Annotated in this window: 10 protein-coding genes; 7 read left to right on the top strand and 3 right to left on the bottom strand. The window is 68.3% G+C overall.

Annotation, left to right across the window (positions count from 1 at the left end; genetic code table 11):
* Positions 1-81 precede the first annotated feature (81 nt).
* Genes HDA41_RS34210 through HDA41_RS34200 form a run of 3 tightly spaced genes read left to right on the top strand, consistent with a single transcriptional unit; the run spans position 82 to position 6526 of the window.
* On the top strand, positions 82-2073 hold the full coding sequence (locus HDA41_RS34210; RefSeq protein WP_184990892.1) for a type I restriction-modification system subunit M: 1992 nt from the start codon (positions 82-84) through the stop codon (positions 2071-2073).
* On the top strand, positions 2070-3347 hold the full coding sequence (locus tag HDA41_RS34205; RefSeq protein ID WP_184990889.1) for a restriction endonuclease subunit S: 1278 nt from the start codon (positions 2070-2072) through the stop codon (positions 3345-3347). The genes HDA41_RS34210 and HDA41_RS34205 overlap by 4 nt, the downstream gene beginning before the upstream one ends.
* The gene (locus HDA41_RS34200) at positions 3344-6526 is read left to right on the top strand and encodes a type I restriction endonuclease subunit R (RefSeq protein ID WP_184990887.1); all 3183 of its coding nucleotides are present in this window, start codon (positions 3344-3346) and stop codon (positions 6524-6526) included. Before HDA41_RS34205 ends, HDA41_RS34200 begins: the two co-directional genes overlap by 4 nt.
* A gap of 60 nt (positions 6527-6586) precedes the next feature.
* Here HDA41_RS34200 and HDA41_RS34195 read toward each other — a convergent pair whose 3' ends face one another.
* Positions 6587-6793 (bottom strand): DUF397 domain-containing protein, encoded by a 207-nt coding sequence (locus HDA41_RS34195; RefSeq protein ID WP_184990885.1) that lies wholly within the window; start codon positions 6791-6793, stop codon positions 6587-6589.
* Positions 6790-7647 carry a helix-turn-helix domain-containing protein gene (locus tag HDA41_RS34190; protein WP_184990883.1) on the bottom strand — a complete coding sequence of 286 codons (858 nt, stop codon included), beginning with the start codon at positions 7645-7647 and terminating at the stop codon, positions 6790-6792. The genes HDA41_RS34195 and HDA41_RS34190 overlap by 4 nt, the downstream gene beginning before the upstream one ends.
* A 121-nt stretch (positions 7648-7768) precedes the next feature.
* Here HDA41_RS34190 and HDA41_RS34185 point away from each other — a divergent pair, with 121 nt between their 5' ends.
* The 4 genes from HDA41_RS34185 (at position 7769) to HDA41_RS34170 (ending at position 16004) form a co-directional block, all read left to right on the top strand.
* Positions 7769-8221, top strand: a complete 453-nt coding sequence (locus HDA41_RS34185) for an ATP-binding protein (protein ID WP_230299519.1) — start codon at positions 7769-7771, stop codon at positions 8219-8221.
* A gap of 168 nt (positions 8222-8389) precedes the next feature.
* A complete protein-coding gene (locus HDA41_RS34180; protein ID WP_376706869.1) occupies positions 8390-9934 on the top strand; it encodes a serine/threonine-protein kinase in 1545 nt (514 codons plus the stop codon).
* Between the two features lie 49 nt (positions 9935-9983).
* Entirely contained in the window at positions 9984-12134 is a 2151-nt protein-coding gene (locus HDA41_RS34175) for a UvrD-helicase domain-containing protein (RefSeq protein WP_184990879.1), read from the top strand.
* A 318-nt stretch (positions 12135-12452) separates the two neighbouring features.
* A complete protein-coding gene (locus HDA41_RS34170; RefSeq protein ID WP_184990877.1) occupies positions 12453-16004 on the top strand; it encodes an nSTAND1 domain-containing NTPase in 3552 nt (1183 codons plus the stop codon).
* Here HDA41_RS34170 and HDA41_RS34165 read toward each other — a convergent pair whose 3' ends face one another.
* Entirely contained in the window at positions 16005-16304 is a 300-nt protein-coding gene (locus HDA41_RS34165; RefSeq protein ID WP_184990874.1) for an NIPSNAP family protein, read from the bottom strand.
* Positions 16305-16486: the final 182 nt, after the last annotated feature.

The raw sequence follows: 16486 nt of genomic DNA, 5'->3' as shown, positions 1-16486 counted from the left end.
ACCACACTGGTCGGCACCCGCGCGGCTCACCCTGCGGCGCGGTGGGGGCGGGACATCTCAGGAAGGAACTCGGGGATTCAGTTGAACAGCAGTAAGCACACGGAGTTGGCGAACCACGCGTGGTCCGTCGCCGACCTCCTGCGGGGGGACTACAAGCAGTCGGACTACGGCAAGGTCATCCTGCCGTTCACGGTGCTGCGGCGCCTGGAGTGTGTTCTGGAGCCGACGCGCGAGAAGGTCTCCGAGATCGCGGAGCAGCACAAGGACAGTGGGATCGACCCGGACCGTTTCCTGCGGCGGGCGTCGGGCCACTCCTTCTACAACAAGTCCAGCCTGACCCTGAAGAAGATCGCGGCGGACCCCCAGAACGCGGCACAGAACCTCCAGGTGTACGTGGGGGCGTTCTCCGACAACGCGCGGGGCGTGCTGGACCGCTTCGAGTTCGCGCAGCAGATCAAGCGGCTTGACAGCGCGGGGCTCCTCTACAAGGTCATCGGCAAGTTCACGGACCTGGACCTACGCCCCGAGATTGTGCCCAACCACAACATGGGCTACATCTTCGAGGAACTGATCCGCCGTTTCGCGGAGCAGTCGAACGAGACGGCCGGTGAGCACTTCACCCCGCGCGAGGTCATCCAGCTGATGGTGCGGCTGCTGGTCGCCCCGGACGGTGACGGACTTCAGCTGCCCGGCACGGTGCGCACGGTCCTCGACCCGGCCTGCGGCACGGGCGGCATGCTCTCCGCGATGGACGACCTCATCACCGAGCTCAACCCGGACGCCACGGTGGAGGTGTACGGCCAGGAACTCAACCCCGAGTCCTGGGCGATCTGCCGGTCCGATCTCATGATCAAGGGCCAGAACCCGGAGAACATCGCCTTCGGCAACTCCTTCTCCGACGACGGGCACGCCCGCAAGACCTTCGACTACATGCTCGCCAATCCGCCGTTCGGCGTGGAGTGGAAGAAGGTCAAGGACGAGGTCGAGCACGAATACAAGGCTCTGGGCGAGGCCGGTCGCTTCGGGGCGGGGCTGCCGCGTATCAACGACGGTTCGCTGCTGTTCCTCCAGCACATGATCTCGAAGATGAAGCCGGTGGATGTAAACGGCGGGGGCGGCTCGCGGCTCGCGATCGTCTTCAACGGTTCGCCGTTGTTCACGGGCGCGGCCGGCTCGGGCGAGTCGGAGATCCGCCGCTGGATCCTGGAGAACGACTGGCTGGAGGGCGTCGTCGCCCTGCCGGACCAGTTGTTCTACAACACCGGTATCTCGACGTACTTCTGGATCCTGACCAACCGCAAGAGCCCGGACCACAAGGGCAAGGTCGTGCTGCTGGACGCCCGCGACCAGTGGCAGAAGATGCGGAAGTCGCTGGGCGACAAGCGCAAGGAGCTGGGCAAGGACCACATCGCCACGGTGGTCAAGCTGTACGGCGAGGCGCTGGCCGTGGCGGAGGATGCGGAGCACCCGCTGCACGGCAAGGTAAAGGTCTTCCGCAACGAGGACTTCGGCTACCAGCGGATCACGGTGGAGCGCCCGCTGAAGCTGCGGTTCGCGGTGACGGAGGAGACGCTGACGGCACTGGAGGCGTCCAAGGCGATCCAGAAGCTGCCGCAGGCTCCGGCATTGGTGGACGCCTTCAAGTCCCTGATGGGCACGAGTTGGGGCACGAAGCAGGAGGCTTGGCTCGCACTGAAGGACGCGGTGGTGCAGGCAGGCGAGACGTGGCCTACGGGGGCGCCGTTCAACAAGGCGCTGCGGGATGTCATCGGGGTACGGGATCCGGAGGGCGAGGTGCAGCTCGTCAAGGGGAAGCCTGAGCCGGATGCGGAGCTTCGGGACTACGAGAACGTACCGTTGGGTGCGGACGTCGAGGAGTACCTGGTGCGGGAGGTGCACGTGCACGTACCGGACGCGTGGATCGACCATAGTAAGACGAGGATCGGCTGCGAGGTCCCGTTCACGCGGCACTTCTACGTGTACCAACCGCCGCGACCGTTGGCGGAGATCGACGCGGACCTGAAGGCTGTTGAGGCGGAGATTCAGGGACTCCTGGGGCAGGTGACGGAATGAGTCTCGCATGGGACGTCCGCGCCGCATCGGGGACGGAAACCCTCCCGGGCGGCTGGACCGTCCGCCGCATCGGCGATCTCGTCACCCTCGTCAACGGTCACCCATTCCCCTCGGAGAGCTTCGGCCCGAACGGGGATGTCCCGCTGGTCCGCATTCGGGATCTTGCCGAACTCTCCTTCGAGACGTATGTGACGGGCCACGTTCCCCCTTCGGCGCTCCTTCGGAACGGAGACGTCGTCATCGGCATGGATGGCGACTTCAACCTGGTCGTCTGGGATCGCGGGGAGGCGGCGCTCAATCAGCGGCTTTGTTTGCTCCGCCCCCGGACACAAGTGGACATGCGCTTCATCGCGTACGCGCTACCGTCCTCACTGAAGATCATCAATGACCTGACCTTCGCGACCACCGTCAAGCACCTGTCATCGACCGATGTCCTCAGCGAACGCATCATGCTGCCACCTTTGGACGAGCAGCGTCGCATCGCCGACTTCCTCGCCGCCGAGACGGGGCGCATCGACTCGCTGCGGGAGCTACGTACTACACAAGTGGCGTTGCTCGGCGAAAGGTTGACGCACCGGTGGTCCACTGTGATCGCCCAGGATGGCAAGGATGCCGGTTGGGTTCCCATCCGCCGGTTCGTCACCGCCATCACGGATGGCCCTTTCGGCAGTGCGCTGACCAGCGCTCATTACTCTGACGCGGGCGCTCGTGTGATCAGACTGGGCAACCTGGGGCGAGCCGAGTTCCGCGACCACGACGCCGCCTACGTCCCACTCGACTACTTCGACGAGCTCAAGCGACACGAAGCTCTTCCCGGCGACCTAGTGGTAGCGGGCCTGGGAGATCAGAACCATCCGCTCGGGCGGGCCTGCGTCGTGCCTGAGCATATTGGTCCGGCCATGGTCAAGGCTGACTGCTTCCGCCTACGCCTTGACCAGTCCCGTGTGCTGCATGACTACGCAGCCTGGGCACTCAGTTCACCACCCGTGAATGACCAGGTGGCTCTTCTCTCGCGCGGTTCCACAAGGGCACGAATCAACTTGGAGGCGGTTCGGGAGATTCCTGTACCCGCCCCGTCTCTCAAACGGCAACGTCGAAGCATGGCCATCCTCGATGAGGAGCGCCGAGTGATCCAGATGGCCTCACAGCGATGCCACAGTCAGCTCGACCTCCTCGCCGAACGTCGCCAAGCTCTGATCACTGCAGCCGTAACAGGAAGGTTCGACGTCACTACCGCCAGCGGCCGCAACGCAACCGAAGGAATCTCCGTATGAGCCCCGTGCACGACGAGTCCTCCTTCGGGTCCGCCATTGTTGCCGTGCTCTGCGAGCGAGGTTGGCGGGAGGCGAACCCCGAGGACTACCGACCCGACCTCGGCCTCGACACCAACGAGCTGTTCACCTTCATCGGCGCGACCCAGCCCGACGAGTGGAACGAACTCCTCACCGTCTACGGCGGCAACCCCAACGAAGCCCAGCGCGGCTTCGCCCAGCGCCTCGACCGGGCCATTGCCGATGACGGCCTCCTCCATGTCCTGCGCAACGGCGTCAAGGACCGCGGAGTCCGTCTCCGTGTGGCCTACTTCAAGCCCAACCTGATCTCCGCCGACTCCGTCCTCGACGGCTACCGGGCCAACCGCCTCACCGTCGTCCGGGAACTTCCCTACGCCACCAAGCAGGCCGACTGGGGCCACCGTCTCGACCTGGCCTTGTTCCTCAACGGCATCCCCGTCGCCACGGCCGAGTTGAAGAACCCGCTGACCGGGCAGGGCGTCGAGCAGGCCAAGGAGCAGTACCGGACCGACCGGGACCCGACCGAGTTGATCTTCACGCGGCGAGTCATCGCGAACTTCGCCGTTGACCCGGACCTGGTCTTCGTCACCACACAGCTGCGCGGCAAGAAAACCCGTTTCCTGCCGTTCAACACCGGCTCGAACGGCCCCGGTCAGCCCGGCGGGGCAGGGAACCCGGCGCCCACGGCCCACGGCACGTACGCCACGTCCTACCTCTGGGAGCAGGTCTGGCAGCGGGACAATTGGCTCGACCTCCTCCAGCGCTTCGTGCACCAGCAGAAACACAAGACGCCCGGCGGCGGCACCACAAAGTCGACGATCTTCCCCCGCTTCCACCAGTGGGACGTGGTCCGCAAGCTCACCGCACACGCGGCCACCCACGGCGCCGGCCAGAACTACCTGATCATGGCCTCCGCCGGATCCGGCAAGTCGAACACCATCGGCTGGCTATCCCACCGCCTCAGCGACCTGCACGCCAACACCGACCCGAGGGCCCTGTCCCCCGAGGCCGTCGCCAGCAACCGCATCAAGCCGGGCGAGCCGGTCTTCGACAAGGTCATCGTCATCACCGACCGCCGCAACCTGGACGCCCAACTCCGGGAAACAGTCGGCAGCTTCTCGCAGACGGACGGCCTGGTGGTGAAGGTCGACGAGAAGCACGGCGCGAAGAGCGAGCAACTCGCCCGCGCCCTCTCCCGGGACACCGGCAAGATCGTCACGGTCACCCTGCACTCGTTCCCGGCCCTGCTCGACTACATCAAGCGCAACCCCACCGAGATCAAAGGCACCCGCTTCGCGATCATCGTCGACGAGGCGCACTCCTCGCAGTCCGGCGACGCCGCCACCGCCGTGAAGTCCGCCCTGCGCGACCTCGGCCTGGACGCCGACTCGGACGACGAAGGCGCAACCACGGTCACCGTGGACGACCAGCTGAAGGCAAAGGCGGTGGCACGCTCCCAGGCCGCCAACCTCTCCTACTTCGCCTTCACCGCCACGCCCAAGTCCAAGACCCTCGAACTCTTCGGCACGGAAGGCGTCGAGAACGGCAAGACCGTCTACCGGCCCTTCCACACCTACTCCATGCGCCAGGCCATCGAGGAAGGCTTCATCCTCGACCCGCTGCGCAACTACGTCACCTACAACACCTACTGGAAGCTGGCGAACCTCAACCGCGACGAGAAGGAGGTCGACCCCTCAAAGGCGAACAGCCTGCTCGCCCGGTTCGCGCTCATGCACGAGCACACGGTGTCGCAGCACGCGCAGGTGATCGTCGAGCACTTCGTCGCCCACACCCGCGGCCGGCTCGGCGGGCGCGCCAAGGCAATGGTGGTCACCGCCTCCCGCCTCTCCGCCGTGCAGATGGCCCGCGCCATCCGCAGTTACATCAAGGATCGGGACTACCACACCAAGTACCCGGACCTCGGTGTCCTGGTCGCGATCTCCGGCTCCCTCACCATCGACGGCGAGGAAACCACCGAGGTCAAGGAGAACGGCGGCCTCTCCGAAGGCGCACTTCCGAAGGCCTTCGCCTACACCCGCGCCGACGACAAGGCCGCGAAGGCCGGCGGCAAGGGCCAGCAGGAGTACCGGATCCTCGTCGTCGCCGAGAAGTACCAGACCGGCTTCGACCAGCCGCTCCTGACGACCATGTACGTCAACAAGACACTGACCGGCATCGCCGCCGTACAGACTCTCTCCCGCCTCAACCGCACCGCCGAACGCAAGTCCCAGGCCGACCTCGCCGTACTGGACTTCGTCAACGAGGCCGAGGACATACAGGACGCCTTCCGCCCGTACTTCGAGGAGGCGCACACCCTGCCCTCCGACCCGAACCTCCTCTACACGGCGCAGAGCCGCGTCATGTCCGTGCCGGTCATCTCCGAGCAGGACATGGACGAGTTCGTCGCCGCGTATTTCGAGGCGCAGGAGAAGGCAGCCGGCTCCCAGTCCAAGTGGGAGAAGCTGCACGCCGAGCTGTACCGGCTCCTCTCCCCCGCCGTCACCCGCTTCACCGTTCTCCTGGAGAGCGAGGAGGAGGACGACGTCGAGACGGCCGAGGAGTTCCGGGCCAACCTCAATGACTACGTCCGCAAGTACGGCTTCCTCGCGCAGATCGTGCCGTACCAGGACGCCGAGCTGGAGCGCCTGTATCTCTACGGGCGCTACCTGCTCAACCGCCTCCCCCGCCTCGCGGACGGCGGCGTCGACATAGGCGAGGTGGACCTGAGTCACCTGCGCGTCGAGAAGACCGGCGAGCACGACGTGTCCCTCAATCCCGAAGGCCCCACCGAACTCAAGGGCTTCGGTGACGGAGTCGGCGGTGCGAAGGACGCCGAGAGGTCACTGCTGTCCGAGCTGATCGAGAAGTTCAACGCCAAGTTCGGTACGGAGTTCACCGAGGAGGACGTCCTCCCGGCCTTCAACGCCACCAAGGAGGATCCGAAGGTCCGGGCCGCCGCCCTCGTCAACGACGAGGAGAACTTCGGCATCGTCTTCGACAAGAAGTTCGAGGAGAACATGATGGATCATGTCTCCACGATCGACACCCTCGGCAAGCGGTACTTCGGCACCGACCGGGACTTCAAGTCCAACCTCGACCGCAGCGCCCGCCGCGCCGCCTGGCGGATGATCCGCCGGGAGGAAGGGCTGGACGAGCTCTGACAAGCTCGGGGCCCGGTGCTGCGCGCGCACCGGGCTCCACTCTTCCGTACGTTTGCCGGTTCAGCGCCCGGCAGCCAACCGTACGAACTCGTCCCATACTTCGGGGCCAAACGCGAGCCTGGCTGCTGCGGGCCGCTTCGAGTCCCTGACGAGGACGGCTCCGGAGACTGCGGCGACCTCGACGCATTCGCCGCCGTTGCCTGTGCTGTAGCTGCTCTTGATCCAAGTGGCCTCGGGCACAGCCGCCTTGCTGTGCTGCACGCTCATGTGTCTCCCATCAGTTGCTCGATGAACGCCACTGACTCGCTCGGTGTCAGCGCTTGTGATCGGAGGATGCCATAGCGCGCTTCAAGCGTGCGCAGGTACGCAGCGTCGGTGTAGAGACGACTGTGATCTTGTACCTCCGCGTACGCAAGGCGCTGCCCCTTGTCGGTGTCGATCAACGAAAAGGGACCACCCAACGCGGCGTTGTCCTCCCGTTCGATCGGCATGACCTGCACCTCCACATTCCTAGACTGACCTGTGACGAGGATTTGTTCCAGCGTCTCGCGCATGACTTTCGGACCACCGATCGGCCTGCGCAGCACCGCCTCCTCGATCACGAAGCTCATCAAAGGAGCGGGACGTCGGCAGAAGATCTCCTGCCTCACCATGCGCGCCTCAAGCCTCTGCTCGATCACGTCGTCCTCCAGCAACGGCCGCTGCATATGGAAGACGGCACGTGCGTAGTCCTCCGTCTGCAACAGACCCGGCACGGCGTACACCGCGTACACGTTCAGAGCGGTGGCCCTGGCCTCAAGCCGAGCCATGTCCCTGAAGAAGGCCGGGTACTGAGCCTTCGCCACCTCCTCCTTCAGGGCCGTCAGCAACCCCCCGGCCCCCAACACCTCATCCGCCTTGTCAATGAACCGAGGCTGCGGAATCCGCCTCCCCTGCTCGATCGACGCCACCGTGTCCGCCGAGTAGCCGACCAGCTTGCCGAACTCGGCCCGGTCCAGTCCCGCCCGCGTCCGCAGCAGCTTCAACTGCCGCCCGAACACGGTCACCACGCCCGTCCCCGGCTCGTCCTCCGGCCGATCCTGCTGTCCCCGCGCCGGCTCCTCGTCCCTCACCTCGGTCATCGCCTCGCCACCTCTCCCCCGCGTACCGATCCGTACAGCGTCCGCGCCCGCCCGGTACAAGGGGTCGGCGTCAGCGCGTCACCACTGGTCACGCTATGCCACAGAGCGCCACCGTGAGTGCATGACCGCAACGCAATCCCCCCTTACGGTGCACCAGTTCACGATGCGCTTCAGCTCGACCCCGCGCGGAGCCCGCCTGGCCCGGCGCCTGTGCGGGTACCGCCTCGACGGCTGGGGCGTCCCGTACGGCAGCGACGCGCACGATGTCGTCACACTCGTCGTGGCGGAGCTGAGCGCCAACGCCGTGCGGCACGGACACGTCGCCGGCCGCGACTTCCACGTCCTCCTCACCGCCGACCCGGCCACCGACACCGTACGGATCGAGGTCAGCGACACCCGCGGGGAGCGCCTCCCCACTCTCCCCGTCACCCCACCGGAGGACGGCGAGGACGAGGGTGGACGCGGGCTGCTCCTCGTCGAGGCACTGGCCGACCGCTGGGGCTGTTCACCCCGCGCCGAGGGCGGCCCCGGCAAGACCGTCTGGGCGGAGTGCACCGGCCTTTCCCTGTCTTGATCACGTAGCTCCGCGCGCCCCGGCTGGACTCACGAAACTCCACCCACGAGACTGGTCCCCAACCACATCGAAGACCTTTCGGAGACTCGACGGGGCGGGGGCCAGGTGCCGGAACCACGGCGGATCGCGGGACGCTACGAGCTGCTGGAGCAGTTCAGTCACGGCGGCATGGGGGACGTATGGCGCGGCTACGACGCCGTACTGGACCGGCCGGTTGCCGTGAAGCTCATCCGCCCCCAGGCCGTCACATCACCGCACCTGGCACAGGAGCTTGAGAAGCGGTTCAAACGCGAGGCGCGGATCACCGCACGGATCCAGCACCCGGGCGTGCCGCAGGTGTACGACGCCGATCTCGACGAGTCGTACGAGCAACTGTTCCTGGTGATGGAGCTGGTCGACGGCGTGCCCCTGACCGCATACGTACACCCGGACCAGCCCGTGCCCCTCAGCTGGGCGGTGGCCGTGGCGGCGCAGGTCGCGACCGTGCTGTCGTACGCGCACGACGTGCCTGTCGTCCACCGTGACCTGAAGCCGAGCAACATCCTCGTCGCCCGCGACGGCACGGTAAAAGTGCTGGACTTCGGCATCGCGGCGATCCTGCGGACGGACGTCACCAAGCTGACCGCGACCGGCAGTCCGATCGGCACGCACCAGTACATGGCGCCGGAGCAGGTGCGCGGCGGGCGGGTCACGCCGCGCACCGACCTTTACGCCCTGGGCTGCGTGCTGCACGAACTGCTCTGCGGGCGGCCGCTGTTCGGCGGGGACAGCGAGTGGCAGCTGATGATGCAGCACGTCAACGCGGCACCGACGCCGCTGCGGCAGCTGCGTGCCGACGTGCCGGAGGCCCTGGAGGAACTCGTCCTGCACCTGCTCCGCAAAGCGCCCGAGGCGCGTCCGGCGGACGTGCAGGAGGTGTACGAACGGCTGCGGCCCTTCCTGCCGGTGCCCGGCGAGGAGTCCGTACCGGGGGAGGCGGGGCCCGCCGGGGTGCCTGACCCGACCGGGATCTTCCGCCGCCCGTACGCACCCCGCTCGCGCGCCGTCACCGCGGGCGCGCGGCCCGCCGCGTCCCCCACCGGTCCGGACGCGGCGCCCGCCGTTCCCGCGGCTGAGCGGGAGGCGCTGCGGGAGCAGATCCTCGACGTGCACGCGCACTACCGCGCCCTGATGGAGGAGGAGCGGTACGCGCAGGCCGCCGAGGTGGTGGGCGAGATGGTCGAACCGGCCGCGCGTGCCCTCGGCTCGGAGAGCAAGGCGGTCCTCGGGCTGCGGATGCGTCGGGCGGTCAGCCGTCAGCTGGCGGGTGACCACCGGGCCGCGCTGCCAGAGTTCGAGGCGCTCGCCGACGCCTACGCGCGCGTGAGCGGTCCGAGCAGCGAGGAGGCGCTGGACAGCCGGGCGCAGGCGGCGCGCTGCCGTGGCGAACTGGGTCAGGTGACCGAGGCGCTGGCGGGGCTGCACGGCGTCCTCGACGTCGTCCGCTCCGTCGACGGCGACGTGAGCGAGAACGCCGTGGAACTGCGCCGCGACATCGGCATGTTGCTCCTCGCGCAGGGGCGGGCGGCGGACGCCTTCCACGTCCTGGAACCGTTGCACGTGGACCTGTGCCTGGTGTTCGGGCCGGACGACGAACTCACCGCCGAGGTGGCCGAGACGCTGGCCGTGATCCGTCTGGATCTCGACGGCGGCGCCCCTGATTCCTCTCCCTGACCTGCTTGTTCGTCCTCGCCGAAGCCCGCCCGGACAATAGGATCCACGCATGCCGCAGCTTGCCTTCGACATCGGCTTCTTCGCCGAACTCCCCAAGCTTCAGCCGCCGGTGAGGAAGGGCGTTCTCGACGCCTGGGAGAAGTTCAACCGGCTCACCCTCGATCAGCTCTTCAAGGACCCGGGGCTGAAGCTGGAGAGCCTGACGAAGGCGAAGGACAAGCAGATCCGGACGATCCGTATCGACCAGTTCTGGCGCGGTGTGGTGCTGGCTCCGGACTCCGGGGACACCTTCGTCCTGCTGAGGGTCATGCAGCACGACAAAGCGATCACCTGGGCGAAAAAGCAGAAGTCCAGCATCAACGCGGTGACCCGGGCCGTCGAGATCCGGGACGCGGCGACACTGGACGAGATCACGCCGGCGTACGAGCGGGTGGCCGAGACCTCGCCGAAGCAGCGGCTGTTCACGAAGTTCTCCGACGGGGACCTGAAAGCGCTCGGCATCGACGACGAGACGCTGCGGCAGGCCCGGTCGCTCGTCGACAAGGAGCAGTTGGAGGTGTTCGCGCCGCTGCTGCCCCAGGACCAGCGCGAGGTGCTGCAGTATCTCGCCGAGGGGTGCACGGTCGAGGAGGTGTGGCAGGACATCGTGGCGCCCGCCCTCCAGGCGTCCACTCAGCCGGTGGACACACGGGACTACGAGACGGCGATCCACCACAGCCGGTCGCGTATCGCACTGGTCACGGCCTCCGAGGAGCTGCGGGACATCCTGGAGAAGCCCTTCGCGGCCTGGCGGGTGTTCCTGCACCCCTCGCAGCGCAAGGTGGCATACCGCGCGTCGTACTCGGGTCCCGCGCAGGTCACCGGCGGCCCCGGCACCGGCAAGACCGTCGTCGCGTTGCACCGGGTCAAGCACCTGCTCGGGCACCTGCGCGACGGTGACCGCATCCTGCTCACGACGTACACCAACGCGCTCGTCAACGCCCTCCGCTCCGGTCTGGAATCACTGGTGGAGGACCCGGAACTGCGCGAGCGGGTGGACATCTCGACGGTCGACGGCTTCGCCAGCCGTGTCGTCGCCGAGGCACCGGGCGCGGTGGCCCTGCGTCCGCTGATGAACAACGAGGAGGAGAGCCGCTGGGACAAGGCCGCCAAGGCAACGGGTTTCACCGGCAGCGCGCAGTTCCTCGCCCAGGAGTACCGGCACGTCATCCTGGCCCAGGACATCCGGACCCTGGCCGAGTACGAGGCAGCGGACCGGCGGGGCCGCGGAAGCCGGCTGACGGCTGGCGAGCGGCCGCTGGTGTGGGAGACGGTGGAGCGGTTCACGGCCGGCCTGGCCAAGGACGGGGCCCGCACCTGGCTGCAGACGTGTGCGGAGGCGGCACGGCTGCTGGAGGAGACGGGCCCGCGGTACCGGCACGTCGTGGTGGACGAGGCGCAGGACCTGCACCCGGTGCAGTGGCGTCTGCTCCGCGCGGCCGTCCCCGCCCGCCCGGACGACCTGTTCATCGCGGGCGACCCGCACCAGCGCATCTACGACTCGAAGGTGTCGCTCAAGTCGCTCGGCATCAAGGTGACCGGGCGGTCCGTGAAGCTGCGCAAGAACTACCGCAGCACCCAGGAGATCCTGCGCTGGTCCACGGCACTGCTGATCGGCCGACCCATCGCCGAGCTGCAGGACGAGAACCGCAACGAGACTCTGCTCGGCTACCGTTCCGCCCTCCACGGCGACGGGCCCACCGTGCACGCGGCGGTGGCCGAGGAGACCGAACTGGACGCGCTCGTCACGCAGGTGCGGGCCTGGCTGGACGCGGGCGTCGGCGCCGGAGAGATCGGGATCAGCGCCCGGTTCAACAAGACGTGCGCGAAGGCGGTGGCCCGTCTGAAGGACACCGGCATCCCCGCGGCGACGCTGCGTTCCGCCGAGTCCGCGGCGGCAGAAGCGACCACCGTGCGGGTCGGGACCATGCACTCCTTCAAGGGCCTGGAGTTCCGCTGCGTCGCGGTCATCGGCGTCACCGAGGACGCGCTGCCGTTCCCGAAGGCGGTCACGCCGCCCGACGTCGACGCCAAGCAGCACGAGACGGACCTGATGTCGGAACGCTGCCTGCTGTTTGTCGCCTGCACCCGGGCCCGTGACAGCCTGTACGTCTCCTGGTCCGACAAGCCCAGCCCGTTCCTGGTGGAGGCAGGCGTCTGACCACGGCGGGCCCCACGAAGTCGACGTGGGCGGCCGGAGCCGGGCGGCTGACGATCCGCTACCCGACCGAGCCGCCACCTCGCCTCTCGGTCACTGCGTCAGCGTGGCCGGATTGAAAGGGCGTTGTTGATCCCGTCCTGCTCTCCCGCAGATGATGTGCACGGCCACTCGCGCACCGGCGATCGAACGGTCCGCGCACTGAACGCGGCGATTCGGGCGACGCGAGAGGCGCGGCGTACCGAGTGGGGCGGGGGCTATGGACGTACTGCGGGGGCATGGATCCGGTAGAACAGAGGCCAGTGCCCCGTGAGAAACCGCATGCAAGTCGTCCTCCAGATCATGCTCGCGCTGGTCGCCTGCCTGCTCGGTATCGCCACCAACTACGCCACCAGTACAGACCGTGCGCCCTGGGTGCTGGAATTGATCCGCCGGGGATCAGTACCGGCCATCGGATTGCTGGTGGTCGCCATGGTGGTCGGCCAGGTCGTCGTGTACCGGCTGGAGAATCCCGCCCCGCAGCAGACGGAGTGGCCGCGGGACCGGATCCCGTACCCGGGCCTGGACGCATACGACGAGGACGAGGCGGCCGTCTACTTCGGCCGGGAGGCGCAGGCTGCCGAGCTGACGCGGAGGCTGCACGCCGCCGCGCCCCGTCCGGCCGACCGGTTCCTGCTGCTGACCGGGGCCTCCGGCAGCGGCAAGTCCTCGCTCGTACGGGCCGGGGTCATGCCCCGGCTGCGTCCTCGCCGGTGGACGATCGTGCCGCCGTTCACACCGGGACCGAACCCGCTCAGTGCTCTCGCAGCATCCCTGGCCGTGGCGGGCGGCGGCCGGGATTCGGCGGGTGCCGTACTGCGGCGGCTGCGTCAGGGGCCCGACGGGTTGTCGGCGGAGTTGTCCCGGCTGCGCGGCGGTCGCTTCCGGCGCGTCCTCCTCGTGGTGGACCAGTTCGAGGAACTCGTCACCCTTGCGGGCGAGCGTGATCAAGCCCAGTTCCTGCGGGCGCTGCACACGTGTCTGCGCCGGGATCCCGCCGTCCGGGTCCTCGCCACCTGCCGGGTGGACCTGCTGGGGCGTCTGCTTGAGACCGGTCATGCCGAGTTCCTTCAGCATCCGGTAGCCATCGGCTCGTTGGGCACATCGCAGCTCGCTCAGGTGGTGGAACGGCCGGGTGCTCTGGTCGGTCTCTCGTTCGCGCCGGGCCTCGTCGAGACCATCGTGGACGACACCGGCACTGACGACGCACTGCCGCTGCTCGCCTATCTCCTGCAGGAGTTGTACTTCGCCTGTGGCCCCGGCGGCACGGTCACCGAGGAGTCGTACCGGCGGCACGGGGGCGTAGCGGGCGCTCTCGCACGGCAGGCCGACAGCACCGTGGCGGCCCTGAACTGCCCGGGCGGGATCGATTCCGTGCTTCGGGTGCTGCTGAGGTTCGTCACATTGGAGGGCCAGGACCCGGCCCGCCGGCCGGTCCCGCTGGCGGAGTTCACGGAAGAGGAGCGTCATGTCGTCGACGCGTTCATCGAGGCGCGTCTCATCCGCTCGGACGCGGTGGAGGAGCCGGGCGGGGCCGTCGGCGACGGCCGGGCGGCGTACGCCGAGGTGGCGCACGAGGCCCTGTTCCGTCAGTGGGCGCCGCTGCGTCAGGAGGTGGAGGCCCGGGCAGAGCGGCTTCGTGAGCGTGCCGAACTGGAGCGGTGGGCCGGAGAATGGGAAGGGTCGGGCCGCAGCGTCGATTATCTCCTGACCGGCGAGCGGCTCATCGTGGCCCAGAGGTGGCTGGCGGAGCTCGAGGAGGCCGGCCAGGCATCGGCGCCCGCCCGCGCGCTCGTCGAAGCCTCGCAACGACAGGACCAGGCCTTCCTCCGCCGGGTCTCCGACAGCATCGGGCGCCACGTGCTGGCGAGCGCGGAGACGGAACCGGAACGCGCGCTTCTGCTGTCCCTCGCCGCGCTCGGCGAATGCGCGCCGAGCGCCCTGGCGAAGCGCGGCCTGCTGACGGCGCTGGCCGCAGGCCACCTGCGTACCCCGCTGGAAGGGCACACCGACACCGTGCGGGACGTCCACTGGTCTGCGGACGGACGCTTGCTGGCCACCGCCTCCCGGGACGGCACGGCCCGCGTGTACGACGCCGGGTCCGGGCGCGTCCTGCGCGTACTTCCGTGCGACGGGGCCATGGTGGAGTCGGTTGCCTTCTCCCCCGACTCGGCTCTCCTCGCCACTGCGGGTCGGGACCATTTGGTGCGGATCTGGGACCCCGAGTCCGGTGCACCGGTCAGGCGGCTCGCAGGTGCGGGCGACATCGGGCGGCGGGTCGCCTGGTCGCCGGACGGGTCACACATCGCCGCCACGTTCAAGGACCAGGTGGTGCGGGTGTGGGAGGTCCGGGCCGGGCAGATGGTGCGCGAACTGCGGGGGCACAACGGCGACGTCTGGGGCGTCGCCTGGTCGCCGGACGGGACCCGTCTCGCGACCGCCTCCCACGACCGGACGGTTCTCGTCTGGAACACGGAGACGGGCTCCCCCGTCCTGGCCCTGACCGGCCACACAGAGTTCGTCGAGGGCGTCGCCTGGTCCCCGGACGGGCAGCTGATCGCCACCGGGTCCGGCGACCAGACCGCCCGTGTGTGGGACGCCCGCACGGGCGCACAGCGGTTGCTGCTGCGCGACCACACCGACTACGTCTGGAATCCGGTCTTCTCACCGAACGGCCGGATGCTGGCCACACCGTCGTCCGACCGGACCGTGCGGATTGTACGGACGGAGGACGCCAAGGTGGTGGCTGTGCTTCGCGGGCACTCGGACACGGTGTGGTCCGTGGCGTGGTCCCCATGCGGGTCCCAGCTCGCCACAGCGTCGACGGACGGCACCGGGCGGGTGTGGGACCTCACCCCGCGGGGCGCTGAATCCATCCTGTCCCACGGGCACGAGGGGCCGGTGAACCAGGCCGCTTGGTCGGTGGACGACAGTCGTTTCGCCACCGCCTCCGACGATGGCAGCGTACGCGTCTGGAACGCGGGTTCGGCTGATCCGGACGGGCCGGTGGTGGGTCTGGGCGAGCGGGTGTGGAGCGTGGCCTACGCACCGCACGGTGACAGGCTCGCACTGAGCACCGGGGACGGCCTGCTCAGGGTGGTGGGAGCGGCGGGCGACACGGTCTTCGAGCGGCGCGGCGCACCGGTCGAAGGCTGCTCATGGTCCCCGGATGCCCGGCGGATCGCAACGGGCGGGCATGACGGTGCCGTACGGATCCTGTCGGCAGTCGACGGAGCAGAGTTGAGCAAACTGACCGGACACCAGGACTGGGTCGGGCGTGTGGCATGGTCGCCGAGCGGGCGAAGCCTGGCCAGTTGCTCCGACGACCGCACCTGCCGGTTGTGGGACACCGCGGACGGCACTCAGCTCACCGTCCTGCGTGGACACGGCAATTATGTGGAGGACGTCGCCTGGTCGCCGGACGAGACCCGTGTGGCCACGGCCTCCGGGGACTGGACAGCCGCGGTGTGGGACACGGCGACGGGGCGTCGCCTTGACGTACTCAACGGCCATGAAGGCCGCGTCCGCGCCATCGCCTGGTCACCGGACGGCCTTCGCATCGCGACCGGGTCGGACGACAGGACGGTGAGGCTCTGGTCGGCCGACACCTTCGAGGAGATCGTCGTCGTCGGTGTCCACCGCGACAAGGTGACCTCTGTGGCATGGTCCCGCGACGGCACGCGGCTGCTTACGGCATCCGCCGACGGCACGGCTCGGGTGTGGCAAGCGGACCCGGATCACGACCGGCTGGAGGCAAGGGCGCGGGGACGGGTCTTCCGCACCCTCACCCCGGACGAGCGGCGGCAGCATCTGCTGCCGCCGGAAAACGCCTGATCAGTAACACTCCTCGACCGTGCGGTCGTCCGTGCTCACGAGGTAGTCGTCGGGGTCCAGGTTCATCGCCTCCCGCTCGGGCGAGGCCCAGTACAGCGCGTTGCGCTCCGCGAAGGTCTCGGGGCCCTCGTAGGAGATCAGCCACACGAACGAACTCCGCTCACGGTCCACCCAGGCGCCGCCGATCTCGAAGCCCAACTTCAGACGCAGCGGCACGATGTCGTTGCGCCACCTCTCCACCCACGCGTCGAGCAGCCCCTCACGGACGGTGTACGTACGCAACTGCGTGGTCTTCGGCATCGCGCGCATCCTCCTGTCGAAAGCCCGGCAGCCACGTTATGTCACACGGTCAGGTGCCGCCTGGCTGGAGGGCAGAGTCCGAACAAGGACGACGGCAGCCTTGCGGATGCCCAGGCCGCGAGGTGCCCGGAGAGGCACGCATGGCGCTTGAGGCCGTCGACGGTGCCGTCAGGACCGTCACG

The organism is Streptomyces caelestis (assembly GCF_014205255.1).
Classification (GTDB): domain Bacteria; phylum Actinomycetota; class Actinomycetes; order Streptomycetales; family Streptomycetaceae; genus Streptomyces; species Streptomyces caelestis.
The sequence above is the reverse complement of the archived record's forward strand: the minus strand, read 5'-3'. Positions and strand labels throughout refer to the sequence as shown.

Excerpts from the sequence above, each read along its gene's own strand:
- HDA41_RS34180 (WP_376706869.1), top strand. The coding sequence starts at position 8,390 with ATGGGGGACGTATGGCGCGGCTACGACGCCGTACTGGACCGGCCGGTT.
- HDA41_RS34200 (WP_184990887.1), top strand. The coding sequence starts at position 3,344 with ATGAGCCCCGTGCACGACGAGTCCTCCTTCGGGTCCGCCATTGTTGCC.
- HDA41_RS34185 (WP_230299519.1), top strand. The coding sequence starts at position 7,769 with ATGACCGCAACGCAATCCCCCCTTACGGTGCACCAGTTCACGATGCGC.
- HDA41_RS34205 (WP_184990889.1), top strand. The coding sequence starts at position 2,070 with ATGAGTCTCGCATGGGACGTCCGCGCCGCATCGGGGACGGAAACCCTC.
- HDA41_RS34195 (WP_184990885.1), bottom strand. The coding sequence starts at position 6,793 with ATGAGCGTGCAGCACAGCAAGGCGGCTGTGCCCGAGGCCACTTGGATC.
- HDA41_RS34165 (WP_184990874.1), bottom strand. The coding sequence starts at position 16,304 with ATGCCGAAGACCACGCAGTTGCGTACGTACACCGTCCGTGAGGGGCTG.
- HDA41_RS34175 (WP_184990879.1), top strand. The coding sequence starts at position 9,984 with ATGCCGCAGCTTGCCTTCGACATCGGCTTCTTCGCCGAACTCCCCAAG.
- HDA41_RS34170 (WP_184990877.1), top strand. The coding sequence starts at position 12,453 with ATGCAAGTCGTCCTCCAGATCATGCTCGCGCTGGTCGCCTGCCTGCTC.
- HDA41_RS34190 (WP_184990883.1), bottom strand. The coding sequence starts at position 7,647 with ATGACCGAGGTGAGGGACGAGGAGCCGGCGCGGGGACAGCAGGATCGG.